At 28.7% G+C, this 20,244-nt stretch carries 20 protein-coding genes; 16 read left to right on the forward strand and 4 right to left on the reverse strand.

The window, feature by feature from the left end; all coding sequences use genetic code 11:
* Window positions 1-44: 44 nt before the first annotated feature.
* The 6 genes from aroA to aroQ all read left to right on the forward strand — a co-directional run bounded on the left by aroA (window position 45) and on the right by aroQ (window position 5,503).
* Window positions 45-1,346: a 3-phosphoshikimate 1-carboxyvinyltransferase gene (gene aroA, locus OW729_RS11540; RefSeq protein ID WP_268061662.1), complete on the forward strand. Its 1,302-nt coding sequence runs from the start codon at window positions 45-47 to the stop codon at window positions 1,344-1,346.
* Window positions 1,324-2,406, forward strand: coding sequence for a chorismate synthase (aroC, locus tag OW729_RS11545; protein WP_268061663.1), 1,083 nt, complete (start codon window positions 1,324-1,326; stop codon window positions 2,404-2,406). Before aroA ends, aroC begins: the two co-directional genes overlap by 23 nt.
* Before the next feature lie 16 nt (window positions 2,407-2,422).
* The gene (locus OW729_RS11550; protein WP_268061664.1) at window positions 2,423-3,595 is read left to right on the forward strand and encodes a chorismate mutase; all 1,173 of its coding nucleotides are present in this window, start codon (window positions 2,423-2,425) and stop codon (window positions 3,593-3,595) included.
* A gap of 93 nt (window positions 3,596-3,688) precedes the next feature.
* Entirely contained in the window at window positions 3,689-4,504 is an 816-nt protein-coding gene (gene aroE / locus OW729_RS11555; RefSeq protein WP_268061665.1) for a shikimate dehydrogenase, read from the forward strand.
* A 19-nt stretch (window positions 4,505-4,523) separates the two neighbouring features.
* Window positions 4,524-5,027 carry a shikimate kinase gene (locus OW729_RS11560; protein ID WP_268061666.1) on the forward strand — a complete coding sequence of 168 codons (504 nt, stop codon included), beginning with the start codon at window positions 4,524-4,526 and terminating at the stop codon, window positions 5,025-5,027.
* Between the two features lie 32 nt (window positions 5,028-5,059).
* A complete protein-coding gene (gene aroQ / locus OW729_RS11565; protein WP_268061667.1) occupies window positions 5,060-5,503 on the forward strand; it encodes a type II 3-dehydroquinate dehydratase in 444 nt (147 codons plus the stop codon).
* 111 nt (window positions 5,504-5,614) lie between these two features.
* Here the strand turns inward: aroQ and OW729_RS11570 are convergent, their stop codons facing one another.
* From OW729_RS11570 to OW729_RS11585, 4 genes are all read right to left on the reverse strand, one after another.
* Window positions 5,615-6,586: a hypothetical protein gene (locus tag OW729_RS11570; RefSeq protein WP_268061668.1), complete on the reverse strand. Its 972-nt coding sequence runs from the start codon at window positions 6,584-6,586 to the stop codon at window positions 5,615-5,617.
* Window positions 6,587-6,907: 321 nt separating this feature from the next.
* The gene (locus tag OW729_RS11575; protein ID WP_268061669.1) at window positions 6,908-7,069 is read right to left on the reverse strand and encodes a hypothetical protein; all 162 of its coding nucleotides are present in this window, start codon (window positions 7,067-7,069) and stop codon (window positions 6,908-6,910) included.
* A gap of 243 nt (window positions 7,070-7,312) precedes the next feature.
* Window positions 7,313-8,209, reverse strand: coding sequence for a polysaccharide deacetylase family protein (locus tag OW729_RS11580; RefSeq protein WP_268061670.1), 897 nt, complete (start codon window positions 8,207-8,209; stop codon window positions 7,313-7,315).
* A gap of 377 nt (window positions 8,210-8,586) precedes the next feature.
* On the reverse strand, window positions 8,587-8,949 hold the full coding sequence (locus OW729_RS11585; protein ID WP_268061671.1) for a YkuS family protein: 363 nt from the start codon (window positions 8,947-8,949) through the stop codon (window positions 8,587-8,589).
* A gap of 267 nt (window positions 8,950-9,216) precedes the next feature.
* Here OW729_RS11585 and OW729_RS11590 point away from each other — a divergent pair, with 267 nt between their 5' ends.
* From OW729_RS11590 to mtnK, 10 genes are all read left to right on the forward strand, one after another.
* Complete coding sequence (locus tag OW729_RS11590) at window positions 9,217-9,417, forward strand: cold-shock protein (protein ID WP_268061672.1); 201 nt, start codon at window positions 9,217-9,219, stop codon at window positions 9,415-9,417.
* Window positions 9,418-9,639: 222 nt separating this feature from the next.
* Complete coding sequence (locus tag OW729_RS11595; RefSeq protein WP_268061673.1) at window positions 9,640-10,884, forward strand: aminopeptidase P family protein; 1,245 nt, start codon at window positions 9,640-9,642, stop codon at window positions 10,882-10,884.
* A gap of 342 nt (window positions 10,885-11,226) precedes the next feature.
* On the forward strand, window positions 11,227-12,687 hold the full coding sequence (gene putP / locus OW729_RS11600) for a sodium/proline symporter PutP (RefSeq protein ID WP_326498376.1): 1,461 nt from the start codon (window positions 11,227-11,229) through the stop codon (window positions 12,685-12,687).
* Window positions 12,688-12,847: 160 nt separating this feature from the next.
* Window positions 12,848-13,771, forward strand: a complete 924-nt coding sequence (locus OW729_RS11605; protein ID WP_268061674.1) for an alpha/beta hydrolase — start codon at window positions 12,848-12,850, stop codon at window positions 13,769-13,771.
* A 91-nt stretch (window positions 13,772-13,862) separates the two neighbouring features.
* Window positions 13,863-14,483: a DNA-3-methyladenine glycosylase gene (locus OW729_RS11610; protein ID WP_268061675.1), complete on the forward strand. Its 621-nt coding sequence runs from the start codon at window positions 13,863-13,865 to the stop codon at window positions 14,481-14,483.
* Between the two features lie 183 nt (window positions 14,484-14,666).
* Window positions 14,667-15,434, forward strand: a complete 768-nt coding sequence (locus OW729_RS11615) for a DeoR/GlpR family DNA-binding transcription regulator (RefSeq protein WP_268061676.1) — start codon at window positions 14,667-14,669, stop codon at window positions 15,432-15,434.
* 98 nt (window positions 15,435-15,532) lie between these two features.
* Window positions 15,533-16,696 carry an iron-containing alcohol dehydrogenase gene (locus OW729_RS11620; RefSeq protein WP_268061677.1) on the forward strand — a complete coding sequence of 388 codons (1,164 nt, stop codon included), beginning with the start codon at window positions 15,533-15,535 and terminating at the stop codon, window positions 16,694-16,696.
* A gap of 121 nt (window positions 16,697-16,817) precedes the next feature.
* Window positions 16,818-17,441, forward strand: coding sequence for a class II aldolase/adducin family protein (locus tag OW729_RS11625; protein ID WP_268061678.1), 624 nt, complete (start codon window positions 16,818-16,820; stop codon window positions 17,439-17,441).
* Between the two features lie 71 nt (window positions 17,442-17,512).
* Entirely contained in the window at window positions 17,513-18,544 is a 1,032-nt protein-coding gene (locus tag OW729_RS11630) for an S-methyl-5-thioribose-1-phosphate isomerase (RefSeq protein WP_268061679.1), read from the forward strand.
* Between the two features lie 245 nt (window positions 18,545-18,789).
* Entirely contained in the window at window positions 18,790-20,064 is a 1,275-nt protein-coding gene (gene mtnK / locus OW729_RS11635; protein WP_268061680.1) for an S-methyl-5-thioribose kinase, read from the forward strand.
* Window positions 20,065-20,244 lie beyond the last annotated feature (180 nt).

A 20,244-nucleotide genomic window follows, 5' to 3' on the forward strand; every position in this document is an offset into this window, starting at 1 on the left:
TTTTATTATGAATGAAATAGATGTTAATAGAAGGGGCGAATAAAGTGGAAAATGTTATAATTTATCCAAAAACTTTAACAGGAAATATAAAAGTTCCACCTTCAAAGAGTTTAGCACATAGGTCAGTTATTTGTGCAGGACTTGCAAAAGGACAAAGTATTATAGAAAATATAGTTATTTCACAGGATATCAAAGCAACTTCAAAGGCTATGGAAAATTTAGGGGTTCAAATATCAAAACAAAAACAAATGGAAGACTGTAAAGAAATAAGCTTTGATATAAAAGGAGAAGATAAATTAACTCTGGTAAACAATACTATAGATTGTAATGAATCTGGCTCAACTTTAAGATTTTTAATACCAATAGCTTTACTGACAGGTGAAGAGGTTAATTTTACAGGAAGTGGGAAGCTGACTTCTAGGCCTTTAAATGTATATTATGATATTTTTAAAGAACAAGGTATAGTATATGAAAATAATAATGGAGAACTTCCACTAAAGGTAAAAGGTAGGTTGAAACCAGGAAACTTTAGGGTTCATGGTAATGTTAGTTCCCAATTTATAAGTGGTCTTATGTTTGCATTACCTCTTTTAAAAGAGGATTCAAAGATACAAATTATATCTAATTTAGAGTCTAAAGGATATGTAGATTTAACAATAGATATGTTAAGTAAATTTGAGATAAATATAGAAAATAATAACTATAAAGAATTTTACATAAAGGGAAATCAAAGATATGTCAGCAAAAATTATAGAGTAGAGGGAGACTTTTCACAAGCTGCTTTTTGGCTTGTTGCAGGTAGTATAGGAGAAAAAATTAAATGTGAAGATTTAAACTGTGCCTCACTACAGGGAGATAGGGTTATTGTTGATATACTAAATAAAATGAAAGCAAATATATGTGTAGATAAGGAATATGTAGAATGTAAAAGTTCTATAACAGAAGGTATAGTTATTGATGCATCAGAATGTCCAGATTTGGTTCCAGTACTTACTGTGTTAGCAGCTTTGAGTAAAGGAACTACTAAAATAATAAATGCTAAAAGGCTTAGAATAAAAGAATGTGATAGATTAATGGCGATAGCATCTGAACTTAACAAAATAGGTGCAGAAGTTATTGAATTAGAAGATGGACTTATAATAAATGGAAAAGAGAGTTTGAATGGGGGAAAAGTTGATAGTTGGAATGATCATAGAATAGCTATGGCTATGGCAATAGCTTCAATAAGGTGTAAAGAACCATTGATAATTACTAATAGTCGAGCTGTAAATAAGTCTTATCCTCAATTTTGGGAGGATTTTAAAAGTTTAGGAGGAGAAATAGATGAGTGGAGTTTGGGGGAATAAAATTAAGTTCTCTATTTTTGGAGAGTCTCATGGATTTGCTATAGGTATAACCATTGATGGATTAAAGCCAGGAGTAAAATTAGATTTAGAAGATATAAATAGGGAAATGAAAAGACGTGCTCCCGGACAAAATAAGATATCTACAGCTAGAAATGAAAAAGATGAATTTGAAATTTTAAGTGGATATTTCAATGAAAGAACCACAGGAACTCCTCTTTGCGCAATCATAAGGAATAGTGATAAACGATCAAAAGATTATGAAAAAATGAAGAATATTATGAGACCTTCTCATGCTGACTATACAGGACATATTAAATATAGTGGATTCAATGATTACAGAGGGGGAGGACATTTCTCGGGAAGAATTACTGCACCTATAGTTTTTGCAGGGGCAGTAGCAAAACAAATTCTTAAAAGTGAAGGTATTGTCATAGGAAGTCATATAAAAAGTATACATTATATAGAGGAAGATAATTTTGATTATATAAATGTTAAAGAAGAATTATTAAATAAACTTTCACATAAAGTCTTTCCTAGTATAGATGATGATATAGGAATAAAAATGCAGAAGGAAATATTGAAAGCGAAGGAAGAAAAAGATTCATTAGGCGGAGTTGTAGAATGTGCAGTTTTAAATCTTCCAACAGGGATAGGTTCTCCATTTTTTAATTCTGTAGAAAGTGTTTTATCACATCTAATATTTTCTATTCCTGCAGTTAAGGGAGTTGAATTTGGAGCAGGTTTTCAAATCTCGAAAATGAAAGGTTCACAAGCTAATGATGAATTATATATAGAATCGGAATCAGGAGGTATTAAAACGTATTCTAATAATAATGGTGGGATATTAGGAGGAATTACTAATTCCATGCCTTTAATCTTTAGAGTAGCTTTTAAACCTACACCTTCTATATCTAAAGTACAGAGGACAATAAATATAGAGAAAAAAGAAAATACCACAATTGAGATAGAAGGAAGACATGATCCTTGCATAGTGCAAAGAGCCGTTCCAGTAGTAGAAGCAGTTACAGCTATGGGTATATTAGATTTAATTTCAATATAAGTAAGGAGGCTATAATGTGCAGGAATTGGAAGAATTAAGAAAAGAAATAGACAATATAGATAAAGAATTAACAGAGCTTTTTGAAAGAAGGATGGAGATTGCATTAAAAGTAGCAAAGTATAAAAGAGAGAAAGATATACCTATTTTAAATGAAAATAGGGAAAAAGAAGTTATAAAGAAAAACTTAAATTATTTGAAGAATCAAAAATTTAAGGAAGGTTTAGAAAAATTCTTCAAGGATACTATGGATATAAGTAGAAAAATTCAACGTGAAGAGATTTTTAATCAGAAAAATAATTGTAAAGAAGAATATAAAAAAGAAATAGATTTATCTATAGAAGTTGTTAAAACAACAGATTCGGACAATATAAAAGTTGGATTTCAAGGGGTTAAAGGATCTTTTAGTGAGGAAGCACTTTTAGAGTATTTTGGTAGTGATAAAGATACATATAATGTAGAAAGCTTTGAGGCTGTATTTGAAGCAATAAATAATGATGAGATAAACTATGGTGTACTACCTATAGAGAATTCATCAACGGGAGGAATATCTGATGTATATGATCTTTTGCGAAAGTATGGATTTTTTATAGTAGGGGAGAAAATAATTAAAGTTAATCATAATTTACTAGGAATACCGGGAAGTAAATTGGAGAATATAAAAGAGGTTTATTCACATATTCAAGCTTTTTGTCAAAGTGATGAATTCCTAAAAAAACATGATGATTGGAAGTGCATACCATATAGAAACACAGCTATTAGTGCAAAGTATATAAAACAAGATAATTGCAAGTATAAAGCTGCCATAGGAAGTAAAAGGTGCGCAGAAGTTTATGGATTAGATATTATAGAAAAGAATATAAATTATAATAAAAATAATTATACAAGGTTTATAGTTGTAGGAAAAGAGTTAGAGTGTGACTATGATTATAATAAAGTAAGCATAATACTTGCACTTCCTCATAAATCAGGAGTTTTATATAATGTTTTAAGCATTTTTGCAGAAAATAATTTAAATATGTTAAAAATAGAATCGAGGCCTATTATAGGTAAACCATGGGAATATTATTTTTATATAGATTTTGAAGGAAATATAACTATGGAAAATGTAAAAAAGGCTTTAAAATGCATCAAAGTTAATAGTTCTTACTTTAAGATCCTTGGAAATTACAAACTTCATAAAATGGACTAGTTATTTAGCAGTTTCTATATTTATTTTTGACTATAGATTATGAAGTTAATAGGATAATAGAATTGTGCAAAATATATTAGGAGAGTGAAATGGTTGAAAAATTTATATGGGCTTTTAGGAGAAAAACTATCTCATAGCTTTTCTCCTGAAATACATTCTGAAATATTTAAAGAAATAGGAGTCGATGGTTACTATCATCTTTTTAATGTAGGAAATAATAATTTAGAAAATGCAGTGTTTGGGGCTAAGGCACTAAAAATAAGTGGATTAAATGTAACAATACCTTACAAAGTTGAAATTATGAAGAATTTAGATACTATTTCAAGGGAAGCAGAAAAGATAGGAGCAGTAAACACAATATGTTTTGATGGTGAAAAAGTAGAGGGATATAATACGGACTATTATGGGTTTGGTATGATGCTAGACAAATTTCATATAAATTTAAAGAACAAGAGAGCATTTATTTTAGGAACAGGTGGAGCTGCAAGGGCAGTTATTCAGTATTTAATAGATAACGAAATTCAGGAAATTAATGTTGTAAGTAGAAATAAAGAAAATTCAAAACAAAAATTCAAAGAAATTAAGATTATAGACTATAAAGAGTTAGAAAATATAGATAGAGGAGAGATAATAATTAACTCTACTCCTTGTGGTATGTATCCTAATGTGAATATCTCTCCAATAAGCAGAAGTACTATTTCAAAATTTAAGGTAGCAGTAGATTTAATTTATAATCCTAAAGAAACTTTATTTTTAAAATATGCAAAGGAAGAGGGAGTAAAGGATGTAAATGGATTGTATATGCTTATTGGGCAAGCAGTAAAATCAGAGGAATTGTGGAATAATATAAAAATAGATAATAGAATTGTGGATAAAATATACGAGAAAATAAATTCAAAAATTAATTAAAACGAGGTTATTGTATCTTATGAATTTGAGTAAAAATATTGTGTTAATAGGTATGCCAGGGTGCGGTAAGAGTACAATAGGGAAAGAATTAGCAAAAGAGTTAAAAATAAAATTTTGTGATATAGATGAATATATTGTTAAAGTCACAGGATTAAGTATAGAACAGATTTTTAGAGGAGGTGAAGATACTTTTAGATTAATTGAGAAACGATGCGTAAAAGAAATATCTAAAATGAGTCCTCAAGTTATAGCTACTGGAGGGGGAGTGATTAAAGATTCTGAAAATATAAAAGAGCTTAAAGGTAATGGAATTATATTTTTTATCAACAGATCAATTGAAAAGATATCCACAGATGTGGATATCTTAAGCAGACCATTGTTGAAAAGTGGAAAAGAAAAGTTGTATGATTTATATGAGGAAAGGTATTTTTTATATAAAAGATACTGTGATTATGAAATAATAAACGATAGTTGTATAAATGAGGTCAAGGATAAAATTATAACACAATTAAGACGAATTTAAAATATAAAGTATAAAAGTGAGGGGTTGAAAAATTGAAGATATTAGTAGTAAATGGACCTAATATAAATATGTTAGGAATTAGAGAAAAACATATTTATGGAAGTAGAACTTATGAGGAGATGTGCAAATTTATAAAAGAAAAAGGAAAAGAATTAAATCAAGAAATAGAAATTGTACAGAGCAATATAGAAGGTGAGATAATAAATTATATTCAAAATGCCTATAATAAATATGATGGAATTATAATAAATCCGGGAGCGTATACTCATTACAGTATAGCTATATATGATGCTTTAAAGGCTGTAAAGATGCCTATAATAGAAGTGCATATAAGCAATATTCATGCAAGAGAAGAATTTAGAAGAAAATCTATAACAGCTTCTGCATGTATAGGACAAATTTGTGGATTCGGAAGTTATGGATATATAATGGCAATACAAGGATTAATGAATATGAAGAAGGAAAATAAAATTTAAAAAGGTGAAGGACTTTTATAAGTTTAAAAGCTATGTTTTAAATTGTTATATTGATTATAATAAAAATTATTTTAGAAATTATAAGAATTAACAATTTTTTAGAACATAGCTTTATTTGATTGTAATTGGATACTCTTTTAAGTTTGATATTATGTTTTTTCTATAGAATTCGATGTTTTTTGTAAGTTTAAAGTTAGTGGATTGTAATTCTTTTAGATAATTCATGATTATTTTGCTTAAATTGCTTTCATTATTATGAAAAGAATTGTTCTCATAACTTTTTTTTACTACTGATTTAAGGTGGTTAGTTTTATAATCAAAAGCAGGTGTGTTGTCTTGACCATATAAGTAACAAGTTACATAAAAAACATATTGATTTTTTATATCATCAAGTTTATTTGAATAACTATATTTTTTTAAAAAATTCTCACATTGTATAGCTCTATTAAAAATTTCATCCCAGCTTATAATTAAGGAAGAATCTGTTACAGAAGGTGAGGTAGATTCTATTGATTTTAGGCTTATATACTCTTTTATATCTTCTGTTATATAAGAATTATATTTTTTTATCCATTCATAATTTTGAATAGGGAAGTATTGTCCTTCAGAAGATACAATTTTATATCCCATTTCTGTAAGCATAGATAAATACCTTTTAAGTTGTGGGTCTTTAATATTTTTTATATCATAGTTATCTATAGATTTTTTATTTTTAAACTCCTTAATAAATTTATTTTGAATATTACCTTTAAAGCAATTTTCTAGAACTTTATTATAATTTTTATTTTGAATATCTTCTATTCCAATGACTAATTTAGATGCATTAACTTTAGAAACTTTTTTTATATTTACATCTACAAAATTTATAACTTCTTTTTCAGAGGAACTTTTATTATTAAGAAGTAAATTGAAATCATTCATTATATTTTTCTCATATTGTATGGAATTTGATGAATTTTTAACAGTGTTAATTATGTTTTTACTTGTATCTGAAGATTTTGCTTTATGGAGTAAAGTAATTTTACTAAAGGATAGTATTAATAATCCAATACATACTCCTAAAGGAATGAGTTTGTATTTCATGTGAATACCTCCATATTAATTAGATGTTATTTATATATTATATATACAAATAAAGAGATAAAGTTTACAGAAGTATTACACATAAAAAACCAGCTTATCAACATTAGAGAAGCTGGTTTTAGGTATATATTTAATTATTTAGTCATTAGATGATAAACAGGATTCTTGGTTTTAGATGGAGTTTTTACTCCATCTGAAAATTGTTAACAGAATTTTTAGGAGTTTTACTTCTTAGAAATTGTTATCCTTTAGGGAAAAACGTTATCTAGGATCGTGCCATTCTTTACTCCAACTCTAAAGAAGATAGGATTATTAGAATGATTAGACATCGGATAAGATCTTTATCATGTTTTCTAATACCTCTATTCTAGCTGTAACTTCAGGATAATCCATGTAATTGTCACCATATTGATATTTCATACTTTCTTTAAATTCATTTAATTCTTCTTTAATTAAAGCAATTTTCACTTCATTATTACTCATTCCAGCTCTCCTCTATTCTATAAGAAATTTTTATTATTTTTAATATACACATTTAAAGATAAATTATCCACAATTGTTCTTAGTGAAAATTATAAATTTAATAGGGAATAGTCTAATTATACATTAAAAATCTAAATTTATTATAATAATCTAAAGTATTATCTGGGGGAACATAAAAACTCAAGCCAATATTAAATTTGACTTGAGTTTAGAAATTCATTTCAAAAATATAATTAAGAATTTTTATTTAAAGGGATACTGTTCTAAAGTTTTAAAAGTATACCCTTGAGATTTAAAATATTGAATAACTTGAGGTAATGCATCTGCGGTAGTTTGTTTTGTAGAAATATCATGCATTAGTACTACTATATTATTTTTCTTACTTTTAGGACACCTGTCCATTTCTAATTTTAAGTTAGATATAAGTTTATCTACAGGAACATTATTAGTCCTTGCATCTCCTGTTTCAACAGTCCAATCAATAGCCTTAAATCCTTTATTTTTTGCTAATGTTCTATAAGGAGCACGTTTCTTATAAAATCCTCCACCAGGAAATCTAATTATTTTATTAGTTTCTTGACCTAGTACAGATTTTAGAGCATCATCACACTTTTGCACATCTTTTATAAATGTATTTGGGTTTGAATATAAGTATCCATAATTATGAGAATAGGTATGGTTACATACTGCATGACCTTTAGATTTTTCTTCTTTAACTAAATTAGGATATATATTAACACTTTTACCTACTAAGAAAAACGAAGCTTTTACATTAAATTCATCTAAGATTTTAAGTATCTGAGGAGTAACTTTAGTGCTTGGACCATCATCGAAAGTTAAATAAACTGATTTATCTCCTGTTGGTTTAGGAGTTTGATTATTTGGCCCATCGGTGTTTCCTTTTTTTGTACTTAACACCTGATTAGAATTTTTATCGTTTTTTACTTCTTTATTATCTTTAGCATTTTCTTGATTTACAGACTTAGAATTTTCAGATGTTATGTTGTTTTTAGAAGCTTGTACAGTAGCTTCCTTATTATGACTATTTACAAAGAAAAATCCTAATCCAAAGAGTAAAAGAGCCAAAATTGAAACAGCTAGTGCTGTTTTTTTTCGTGGTTTTTTATTATGATTACTCAAAAATATCCCAGCTTTCTATAATTATTTATAATAAATGTATTAAATCCACAGATATGTTTATAATATATATCTATAGAATACAATTAATCCTTTAGATACTAACTATGATGAATGTTTAATATAATATATAACAATAGTATAGCTATTGTTACATATATGTTGGTAACAAAAGGGTAAAAATTCGAAACTTTTCGATATGAAAATATAAAAAAATGTGGACAAGCCATGTAAAAAATTGTTAATTTAAACATAAAAATAACACAATATATTTATTAATTTTTACATTAGTAAATATATTGTGTACAAATTTTGTTTTAAGGTAGTTATTAGTCTTTAAACTTAATATATTTTATTTTGAAAATTTTATTTATCCTAAACTATGTAATACTATGTAATTTTTCATTAACTTCTTCTGGTGTTAAATTATAGGCATTTATTATTGGTATAGATGTGCTTAGAGTTATAGCGTTTTCATTTAAAATACCTGTATTAATAGGAGAGACTGTAGAAAGCCCATATTGAATTCCAATTAAATTTGAGTTTATTCCTGAAGCACCAGTAATTTCATCGTGTATTTCCAATATGTTTCTATTAATTTCATTTGTTACGATGGCATCATATTTTCTAAAGTACTCTAAATTGTTTTTTTCATTTTCATAAAATGAGTCAACTTTAAACCCTTTTTCTTTTAAATAATTTGCTAAATGCTCTAATCCTTTTTCAACAGCAATATAGTACATTTTTATCACCTCTAACTTTATTATTTGTATAAAAGAGGAGTATATTACATAAATCTAAAAAAAAATTATTTCAATGAATTATAAATGAAAATATGGTAAAAATAAGATTGAAAAGATAGAATGTAATGAAAGGTTATTTATTAAAAGAATAAACGAAATACAACGCTTTTGAAGTCTTTAAAATGGATGTATTCGTTGACAAAAATTGAGGTATATGGTAACATTATTTCATTACATTTAATAATAGTTATTAGGAGGATTTTTTTAATGAAAGTTGGAACAGTAAAATGGTTTAATGCTGAAAAGGGATTTGGATTTATATCTGTAGAAGGAGAAGATGATGTATTCGTACATTACTCAGCTATCCAAACAGAAGGATTCAAGACTTTAGAAGAAGGTCAAAAAGTTGAATTCGAAATAACTGAAGGTGCTAGAGGACCTCAAGCTGCTAACGTAGTTAGAGCATAATTGACTTTCAAATGGTATTTGTAATGCAAATAGTTTTTATTATATAGTCATATTAATTATTACATATATAATAAAGGGTTATTTAATCATAAATAGTATTTGTACTACAGATAGTTTTAAAAGTGATATTCATGTGAATATCACTTTTGTTGTATTCAAAGAGAAATCCCTATACTATTATTTTTATATTGTATTATCAATTTATTATTTGGGGTGAGGTTTATGAAAAAAGAGTTTTATATTAGGAATAGAAAAAAAATAATGGATAAAATTGAAGATAACTCAATGGTAGTTTTATTTGGAGGTAGAGCACCTTATAAATCTGCGGATGAGACATACCCTTTTACACCAAATAGAAATTTTTATTATTTAACAGGGATAGACAGAGAAAATATAATTTTATTAATGACAAAAAGAAATAATAAAATAGAAGAAGTTTTATTTATAGAAGAATCTGATCCGGTTATGGCAAGATGGGTTGGAGAAAGAATGAATGCTGAAGAAGCAGAAGAATGTTCAGGGATAAAGAATATAGATTATATTAAAAACTTCAATGAGGGTTTTGCTTCATTTATTTCAAGGTTCAATTATGACAAATTGTATTTAGATCTTGAAAGACAAGAATGGGGTATTCAATTTACAGAAGCACAAAATTTTGCATCAGAAACAAGGCTTAAATACCCACACATAGTAATAAAAAATATTTATAGTGATATATGTGATCTTAGAACTATAAAGAGTAAAGAAGAAGTAGATGAGATAAGAAAAGCAATTAGCATTACAAAAATGGGTATAGAAGAAATGATGAAAAATGCAGAGCCTAAAATGATGGAGTATGAAATAGAAGCTTATTTTGATCATGTACTTACATCAAAAGGGGTTAAAGATAAAGCGTTCAAGACTATAGCAGCTGCTGGCAAAAATGGTACTATACTTCACTATTCTGATAATAATGGTAAGTGCATGGAGAATGATTTAATTTTATTTGATTTAGGAGCTCAATGGAATTACTATAATGGGGATATTAGTAGAACTTTTCCCGTATCTGGTAAATTTACAGAAAGACAAAAACAGGTTTACAATGTAGTTTTGAAGGCCAATGAAGAAATTATAAAAGCCGTTAAGCCAGGTATGCCTTTTTCGGAACTTAATGAAATAGCAAAAAAAGTTTTAGCAGAAGGATGCAAGGAATTAGGATTAATAAAAGAAGATAGTGAACTTTCAAAGTACTATTTTCATGGAGTAAGTCATTACTTAGGACTTGATACTCATGATGTAGGGGATAGGGAGGCTATGCTTGAGGCAGGAATGGTATTTACTAATGAACCAGGCTTGTATATTCCAGAAGAAGGTATAGGAATAAGGATAGAGGATGATATTTTGGTTACTGAATGTGGATGCGAAAATCTTTCAAAAGATATAATTAAAACAGTTGAGGAAATTGAAGAGTTTATGAAAAAAGCTTAAATCTTAATGATTTGAGCTTTTTTATTTGTGTTTAAAAGGTATATTTTATAGACTGTTAAATGACAGTATTTAGCCTTTAAATAAGTTCTAAATTATATAAATAATCCATTACATGTATAAAAATGAATAATTACAATAAAAAAAATACAAAAATATCATAAGTATTCAATAAATAGGTGAATATATTGACAAAAATGAAAGATTGGATTATAATAATTGCATAATTTACTATGATAAAGTATCGAAATATAAATTATGTTATAGTAGTTATTTATTTGGTATTTAAAATTTGAAGATGGAGGAAAGGCATAATTGATTAAAATTAATTTTATAATTGTAATAATGTTTTTTATTTATTTACTGGCTATGATGGGAATAGGACTTATATTCTATTTTAAAACTAAGGATTTATCTGACTATGTTTTGGGAGGAAGGCAGTTGGGGGGATGGGTAACTTCTTTGAGTGCCCAAGCTTCGGATATGAGTGGATGGCTTCTTATGGGGTTACCAGGAGCAGCTTATTTAATGGGAATGGGTTCAATATGGATTGCTATAGGACTTGCTATAGGTACATATTTAAATTGGAGAATTATAGCTAAGAGATTAAGAATATATACTCAAGTTTCTGGAGACTCACTCACATTACCAGACTACTTTGAAAATAGATTTAGAGATAGTTCAAAAATATTAAGAATAGTTTCAGCCATTTTTACTTTAGTTTTTTTCTTAGTTTATACTTCATCTGGGTTTGTAGCTGGAGGAAAGTTATTTAGTACAGTTTTTGGGATATCGTATATAAAGGCTTTAACAATAGGGGCAATAGTTATTGTTGTATACACATTTCTTGGCGGTTTTATGGCCGTGTGTTGGACTGATTTTTTCCAAGGAATGATGATGTTTGGAGCTGTTATAGTAGTTCCTATTATAGCAGTAAAAAGTTTAGGTGGAATTAGCGAAAGTGTTAATATTATTAAAGGCATAAATTCAAATCTATTAAGTCCGTTTATGGATTTGAAAGGGTATAGTATACCTTTAATATCAATTATATCTTCTCTAGCATGGGGAGTTGGATATTTTGGACAACCACATATATTAGTTCGTTTTATGGCTATAAAATCAGCTAAAGAAATAAGGAAAGCTAGGATAATTGCTATAATATGGGTTATTTTTTCATTATCTGCTGCAATGATAATTGGAATGTTAGGATTAGCATACCTTGATACGCCTTTAGTGGGTAATGATAGTGAGAAGGTATTCCTAGTAATGGTTAGTAAGATATTTAATCCTGTATTAGGTGGTTTTTTAATGGCTGCTGTTTTAGCAGCAATAATGAGTACAGCGGATTCACAACTTCTTGTTACAGCATCTTCTATAACAGAAGATTTTTATAAGGTTTTATTTAGAAAAAATGCTAGTGAAAAAGAATTAGTTTTTGTAAGTAGATTAGCAGTCATTATTGTAGCTGTTATAGCATATTGTTTGGCTTTAGATGAAAGTAGTTCAATATTGAATATAGTTGCCTATGCATGGGCCGGTTTTGGAGCTACCTTTGGGCCTACTATTATTCTATCTTTATTTTGGAAGAGGATGACAAGAAATGGGGCTTTAATAGGAATGATAGCTGGAGGAATAACGGTTATATTATGGAAGTCATTATCAGGAGGGATCTTTGAACTATATGAGATAGTTCCTGGATTTATAATTTCAATAATTACTATAATTATTGTTAGTCTATTAGATAAAGAACCTGATGATGAAATAAAAAGAGAATTCGATATGGTAAAATCAAAAAGTAAGGAATAAAAAGAAAAAGTCTGGATAAAGTAGTTTATCCAGACTTTTTTTATTTTTATTATAATAAAAAGTAGTTAATATATGTTCTATAAATAAGCATAGTACTCTTTAGGTCTATTGCTATGAATAATTTATAATAATACAATCTATATTATAGGGGGGAATTATAATGATTAAAGATACGTTTACTTTTAAGAGAACAGAAAACATAGAATCTTTTGTTTATAAATGGAAGCCAGAAGAAAATATAAAAATTAAAGCTGTACTTCAAATAGCACATGGTATGGCAGAAACTGCATCAAGATATGAGAGAGTTGCTGAGAGATTAACAAAAGAAGGATATATCATATATGCTAATGATCATAGAGGACATGGAAAAACTGCAAAAGAAATAGAAAAATTAGGGGATTTAGGTGAAGATGGATTTAATGCTATGGTAGAGGACATGCATGAACTTAATAAAATTATAAAAAAAGAAAATCCTAATATTCCTATATTTTTATTAGGGCATAGCATGGGATCTTTTTTAACTCAAAGATATATATGTCTTTATGGGAAAGAATTAGAGGGAGCAATATTATCAGGATCTAGTGGAAGTAAAGGAATGCTAACTGATATTGGAAGGTTTTTAGCTAAAAGAGAAATTAGAAAGATAGGAAGAAGCGGAAAAAGTAAAAAATTAGATAAGCTATCTTTTGGGGGATATAATAAAGCATTTATTCCAAATAAGACGAATTTTGATTGGTTGAGTAGAGATGAAAAAGAAGTAAAGAAATATATAGATGATCCATTCTGTGGAACAATATTTACAGCAGGATTTTTTTATGATCTACTAGGAGGGCTAAAATTAATAGCAAATATAAACGAAGTAAGTAAAGTTCCAAAAAATTTGCCTATTTATATTTTTTCAGGAGATAAGGACCCTGTGGGGCAAAATGGCAAAGGAGTATTGAAGCTTGTTAGAGCATATAAGAATCAAGGGATTAAAGATTTAACTTATAAGCTATATAGAGATGGAAGACATGAGATGCTAAATGAATTAAATAAAGATGAAGTTATAGAGGATTTATTAACATGGCTTAAATCTCATTGATTATTAATAATGGTTTCTAATCTTAATATAAAAAACTAGATACGGTGGATTAAGGTTAGAAGCCTGTTTATTAGAGAAAGGCGGTATAATGATGAAATTAGATAGAGAGTTTTACGCTAAAGATGCAACTATATTAGCCAAAGATTTATTGGGAAAGATATTGGTACATGAAATAGATGGATTTAAGATTTCAGGTAAGATAGTAGAGACTGAAGCATATATGGGAGCAATAGATAAAGGGGCTCATACATATAATTGGAAGAGAACTCCAAGGGTTGAAGCGATGTACGGAAAGCCAGGAATTTCATATGTGTATTTTATTTATGGTATGTATTATTGCTTTAATGTTGTTGCAAAGGAAAAAGAAATCCCGCAAGCAGTTCTTATTAGAGCACTGGAGCCTTTGGAAGGTAGGGAGGAGATGAGTAAAAATAGATTCAAAAAACCTTTTAATAATCTTACTAAAAGAGAAGTAATCAATTTAACAAATGGACCATCTAAGCTATGTAATGCCCTAAAAATAGATAAAACTAATAATGGAGAGGACTTATGCGAGAATAAGTTGTATATATTAGAAGGTGAAAATGAGAAATTTGATGTTGAGGCCTCAAAGCGTATAGGAATAGATTATGCCGAGGAAGCGAAGGATTATCCTTGGAGATTTTATGTTAAGGGTAATCCCTATGTTTCTAAATTTAGGAAAAATAAATGAGGAGAATTTGTTTTTTTACAAGTGTTTAGGTGAAAATCATTAAAAATGTGTGTGAAGATGTGGACGAATGTGGTTAAATGCAATTTTATGTGATAATTTTCTCGGAGATGTTGAATAAAGTTGTCAAATGTGATAAAATGTTGTTAATAGATAAAGTAAAGAATGGTAAGGTGATAAAAATTAATGTTAGCAGTTGATAGATTAAAAAAAATAGAAGAATTATTAATTGAAAATGGTAGTGTAATGATTAATAATTTAAGCGAGTTGTTAGATGTTTCTGAAGAAACCATTCGAAGAGATTTAGAGAAACTTGAAAAAGAAAATAAATTAAAGCGTGTTAGAGGTGGAGCTTATTTACCTGAAACATCAGATAATGAAGTTCCAATTAGAATAAGAGAAAATATATTTTTAGAAGAAAAACAATTAATTGGACAAAAATGTGTTGAATTGATTGAAGAAGGCGATTGTATAATGCTTGATAGTAGTACAACTGCTTTATATATCGCTAAAAATTTAAATAAAAGTAATAAAAAGGCAACAGTTATTACAAACTCGGTAAAAATTGTATGTGAGTTTGAAAATAGTAAAAATATTAAAGTAATCTCTTTAGGGGGAACATTTAGAAAGTCTACCAGTTCTTTTATTGGATATATAGCAACTGATAGTTTGCAGAAATTGTTTGCTGATAAATCTTTTGTGAGTTGTTCTTCTATAAGTGTAGATTTTGGAGCAACAGATAACAATGAATCAGAAGCAATGGTGAGAAACATTATGTTAAAGAATTCAGTGAAAAAATTCTTAGTTGTAGATCATACAAAATTTGACTCACCTTCAGTTAATCAAATTTGTAAATTAAATGATTTAGATATGATTATAACAGATAAAACAATACCTAAAAAATATAAAGAAGTCCTAGTAAGACATGAAGTTGAGATAGTTTATTGTAAGTAATTAAATTAAGAAGATTGTTAAGATCTAGTTATGCAATAAAAATATAGACCGTTTAGCATTAAGCTATACGAGATATGGGGGAAAGGTGGTAATTAGTAATGGAAGATTTTAAATTTAAAAGTGCTACCAAAATTATTTTTGGAAAAGGTGCTGAAGATACTGTAGGTGAACATGTAGCAAAACATAGTCGCAAGGTATTAATTCACTATGGTGGAGAATATCTAAAAGAGTTTGGTATTCTTGATAGAGTTATTCAGTCACTTGAAAAAAGCGGTGTGGAATATGTTGTTTTAGACGGTGTTGTTCCGAATCCGAGATTATCATTAGTTTATAAAGGTATTAAGATTTGTAAGGAAGAAAACATTGATTTTGTACTAGCTATTGGAGGAGGCAGTTCTATTGATTCTTCTAAAGCTATTGCTTTAGGAACAAAGTATGATGGGGACGTCTGGGACTTTTATTGTGGTAAAGCAAGCCCTAAGTCAGCTCTAAAGGTTGGTACAATTCTCACAATTCCAGGCTCAGGTTCAGAAATGTCAGAGAGTAGTATCATTACTAATGAAAAAGGAAATTTAAAATTTGGTATAGATTGTGAATTGATAGTTCCTGAATTTTCTATTTTAAATCCTGAAATGTGTTATACAATACCACCCTACCTCATGTCTTGTGGAATAGCTGATATTTTATCTCATTTATTTGAAAGGTATTTTACTACTACAAAAAGTTCAATTCTTAGTGATCATTTGTTAGAGGGTGCAATGAAAGCACTTTTAGAAGTTGCACCTAATATAAAGAAAGAACCTAAAAATTATGATTATTGTTCAGAAATTATGTGGTTAGCAACAGTATCTCATAATGGTATGTTGGATGCTGGAAGAACTTCAGACTGGGGTTCTCATAGAATAGAACATGAAATAAGTGCCCTTTACGATATAACTCATGGTGCAGGGATGGCTATAGTTTTCCCAGCATGGATGAAATATGTTAAGAATGAAAATATAGATAGATTTGTACAGTTAGCTACAAGAGTCTTTGGAGTTAAATGTGAAAACGATAAACAATTAGTAGCTAATAAAGGAATAGCTTGTTTAGAAGATTTTTTCAAGTCATTAGGATTAAATACTACTTTAACTGAAGCTGGGGTTCCTGTGGATAAATTTGAAGAAATGGCACAAAAAGCTGTAGGTGATTCAGAATATGTAGGTAGATTTAAAAGAATAGGAAAAAATGATATAGTTGAGATTTTAAAATTATCAGTTTAGAAGATAAAAATAAGTAAGATTTATTATATAACTAATTGGACACTAAAAGTGCACGTAATGAAAGGAGGTGGACTTTAGTGAGAGTTTTGTAATAGATACAAAATCTCACTAGAGACAATATATGAATTCAAAAGAATTAAAAGAAGCATTATTAGAAACGGCAAAAGAAAGTTATAAATTAGGACTTGTAGCTGGGACAAGTGGAAATGTAAGTGTTTATGATGATGAGAGGGACGCTATGATTATAACTCCATCAAGCATACCTTATGAAACAATGACTTTAGAAGATTTAGTTGTATTAAAACTTGATGGAACAATTGTTGAAGGGCACAATCAACCTTCTTCGGAGTGGAGGATGCATGCACAGATTTTTAAAGAAAGACAAGATATTAAGTGTGTTTTGCATACACATTCTCCATATGCAACAGGTTTTGCTGTATGTAGAGAATCTATACCAGTAATTCTAATTGAGATGGTACCATTTATTGGAGGAGATGTTCCCGTTGCAAAATTTGGAATGCCAGGAACAGATAGTGTCGGAATTGAAGCATTAAAAGTTTTAAAAGATAGAAAGGCATGTTTATTGAGCAATCATGGAACTTTAGCAATTGGAGAAACTATTGATAAAGCTTTTATATCATCAATTTATCTTGAAGATGCTGCAAAAATATATCACATTGCTAAAAATGCTGGAGATGTAAAAGTTCTTTCTGAAAAAGAAATAGATGCTATGAGAAATTCTTAATATAATTATACGAAACTTTATAAAATAACAAGGGTTGAGTTGCAGTAATATTAAAAAAAGAGGTGTAGTAAATGTTTAGAGCTGATAAAGGATTAGCATTTATATTACAATATGAAAATGTAGCATGGTATGAAAATGGAAAAGTTCGTATTTTGGATAGGAGGATATATCCTTTAGAAACAAAATTTGTAGAGTGTCAAACTCATGTTGAAGTTTCTAAGGCTTTAGCTGATATGGTAACTCAAAGTGGAGGACCTTATATTGCAGTAAATATGGGAATGGTTTTAGCTGTTCATGAGGCAAAGGATTTACCAAATGATCAGTATATAGATTTTATTAACAAAGCCGCGCATACACTATGTCATTCTAGACCAACTACAGTTGCAAATATGATAAAAGCTGTAGAAAGGTGTTATAAGACCGCTCTTGAGGTTGTTGATAATCGCAAAAATGCGGTTCAAACTGTATTTGAAGTTGCAATTGATGAGGCCAATAAAAAATATCAAAGATATGAGAAGGTAGCTAAATATTTATATGAAAAAGTACCTAAAGATGGAACAATCATGACACAATGTTTTGGGGAAACAGTTATTGGTATGTTAATGAGACTTTGCAAGGAAAATAATAATAATATCAAAGTCATTTGTGCAGAGACTAGACCATATTTTCAAGGGGCTCGTTTAACAGCTAGTGTAGTAAGAGATATGGGGATTGATGTTACTGTAATAACTGATAATATGCCAGGTTATGTAATGAAGTTAAAGAATGTGGATTTGTTTACTTCGGCAGCAGATGCTATAACAATGGATGGGCATGTTGTGAATAAAATAGGTACATTCCAAATGGCTTTAGCAGCTCATTATTGGGGAATACCTTATTTTACTACAGGTATACCTAACAAAGAACATGAAGACATTGATTCTGTTAAGATCGAGGAAAGAGATGGAGATTTTGTAACACAAGCTATGGGAGTGAAAACTACTATGGAGGGAGTTAAAGGATTCTATCCTTCATTTGATATAACTCCACCTAAATTAATTTCAGGAATTGTTACAGATAAAGGAATTTATTCTCCATATAATTTAAAGAAGTATTATGAATAAACAGGGTTCTTAGATTCAGAGAGAATTTTTCATCTGAAGATTTAGAATCGTTATCCAGTGACGTAGCCGCTCTTTACTCCCACTTTTAAGAAGATAGGAGTATTAGAGTAGGTAGTCATCGGATGAATGTAAGAAGGAGTAGCTAAGGTTGCTAATTCAAGGGTGAGCTGTATTCATGAAAAGATATTAGTAGGGGATGTAAAAGGGTTTAAATAACTAATAATTTTCAAATGGAGGGAAAAATTATGAATGAGGAAAAAAGTTATAAAAAGAATACTTTAGATTCTAAGGAAGGATCAAGTCGTTTTGATGAGTACTTTTTAATGGAAGAGAAAGATGTGCTTGAATATGTAAAAGAAAAGCTAGATTTCTTTGACGATACAACAAGCTTAAAGTGCAAAGAAATAGGTGATGGAAATTTAAATTACGTATTTAAAATTGTTGACACAAAATCTAGTAAGTCATTAATTTTAAAACATTCTTCTGAAGATACTAGAGCAAAATCAGGAAGAAAGTTAAATATTGATAGAAACATTCTTGAATGCAAGATATTGCAACTTTACAATAAATATTGTCCTGGATTTGCCCCAAAAATATATATGTATGATGAAATTATGAATTGTTATGCTATGGAAGACCTTTCTCAATATACAATTATGCGTACCGCTTTGTTAGAAAATAAAACGTTTTCTCATTTTGCAGATAATATAACAACATTTATGGTAAATACGTTATTGCCAACAACTGATGTTATTTTAAATCATAAGGAGAAAAAGAAATTGGTAAAAAGACATATAAATCCAGATTTATGTGATATAAGTGAGCAACTAGTTTTTACAGATCCATTTGGCAATTTTTCAGGAGAAAATGTTGTTCTTAATTCAATGGAGGACTTTGTACAAAAGAATCTTTATGATGATAAGAAGTTAAGACTTGAAGTTGGAAAGTTAAAATTTAATTTTATGAACAATGCACAAGCACTATTGCACGGAGACCTTCATACTGGTTCTATATTCATTAATGAAAGCGATATAAAAGTTATTGACCCGGAATTCGCATTTTATGGACCTATAGGATATGATGTTGGAAATGTAATAGCTAATCTATTTTTGGCATGGGGACATGGATATGCTACTATTCAAAACGAAGATGAAAGAGCAAGTTATTTGTCAAGTATAGAGCAAAGCATTATTGACATTGTAGATATGTTCAAAGATAAATTTATTAAAAAGTTTAGAAAAGAAGTTACGGATTTGTTAGCTAAAAGTGAAGGATTTGACAGCTGGTACCTTAGAGGTGTGCTAGAAGATACCGCTGGAAGTGTAGGATTAGAGATGATAAGGCGTATTGTTGGAGATGCTAAAGTTCAAGATATCACTAGTATTGAGGATGAAGAAAAAAGAGTTGAAATAGAAAAAATATTAATTTTATCAGGTAAAGAATTTATTTTAAATAGGAATAAATATATATCAGGAAAAGATTTTATAGAAACACTACAAAAGTATAGTAAATGTAACTAATAACAAGAATTAATTGGATGACTAAAAACAAAAAATTATAAGTTGTTATAAATATGTGGAGATTATTATTCATAAAAGTATAGGGTATTTCAAATAGTACTGTAAACGTAAACAGATTCAATGATTAAACAAGTATTGCTTTTAGTAGGGTAATAAATTTCTATCAAAATATTTTTAATT

Source organism: Clostridium brassicae (assembly GCF_026738875.1).
Lineage (GTDB): Bacteria > Bacillota > Clostridia > Clostridiales > Clostridiaceae > Clostridium_H > Clostridium_H brassicae.

Excerpts from the sequence above, each read along its gene's own strand:
- aroC (WP_268061663.1), top strand. The coding sequence starts at position 1,324 with ATGAGTGGAGTTTGGGGGAATAAAATTAAGTTCTCTATTTTTGGAGAG.
- OW729_RS11560 (WP_268061666.1), top strand. The coding sequence starts at position 4,524 with ATGAATTTGAGTAAAAATATTGTGTTAATAGGTATGCCAGGGTGCGGT.
- OW729_RS11570 (WP_268061668.1), bottom strand. The coding sequence starts at position 6,586 with ATGAAATACAAACTCATTCCTTTAGGAGTATGTATTGGATTATTAATA.
- OW729_RS11575 (WP_268061669.1), bottom strand. The coding sequence starts at position 7,069 with ATGAGTAATAATGAAGTGAAAATTGCTTTAATTAAAGAAGAATTAAAT.
- OW729_RS11585 (WP_268061671.1), bottom strand. The coding sequence starts at position 8,949 with ATGTACTATATTGCTGTTGAAAAAGGATTAGAGCATTTAGCAAATTAT.
- OW729_RS11590 (WP_268061672.1), top strand. The coding sequence starts at position 9,217 with ATGAAAGTTGGAACAGTAAAATGGTTTAATGCTGAAAAGGGATTTGGA.
- OW729_RS11595 (WP_268061673.1), top strand. The coding sequence starts at position 9,640 with ATGAAAAAAGAGTTTTATATTAGGAATAGAAAAAAAATAATGGATAAA.
- putP (WP_326498376.1), top strand. The coding sequence starts at position 11,227 with ATGTTTTTTATTTATTTACTGGCTATGATGGGAATAGGACTTATATTC.
- OW729_RS11605 (WP_268061674.1), top strand. The coding sequence starts at position 12,848 with ATGATTAAAGATACGTTTACTTTTAAGAGAACAGAAAACATAGAATCT.
- OW729_RS11610 (WP_268061675.1), top strand. The coding sequence starts at position 13,863 with ATGAAATTAGATAGAGAGTTTTACGCTAAAGATGCAACTATATTAGCC.
- OW729_RS11615 (WP_268061676.1), top strand. The coding sequence starts at position 14,667 with ATGTTAGCAGTTGATAGATTAAAAAAAATAGAAGAATTATTAATTGAA.
- OW729_RS11620 (WP_268061677.1), top strand. The coding sequence starts at position 15,533 with ATGGAAGATTTTAAATTTAAAAGTGCTACCAAAATTATTTTTGGAAAA.
- OW729_RS11625 (WP_268061678.1), top strand. The coding sequence starts at position 16,818 with ATGAATTCAAAAGAATTAAAAGAAGCATTATTAGAAACGGCAAAAGAA.
- OW729_RS11630 (WP_268061679.1), top strand. The coding sequence starts at position 17,513 with ATGTTTAGAGCTGATAAAGGATTAGCATTTATATTACAATATGAAAAT.
- mtnK (WP_268061680.1), top strand. The coding sequence starts at position 18,790 with ATGAATGAGGAAAAAAGTTATAAAAAGAATACTTTAGATTCTAAGGAA.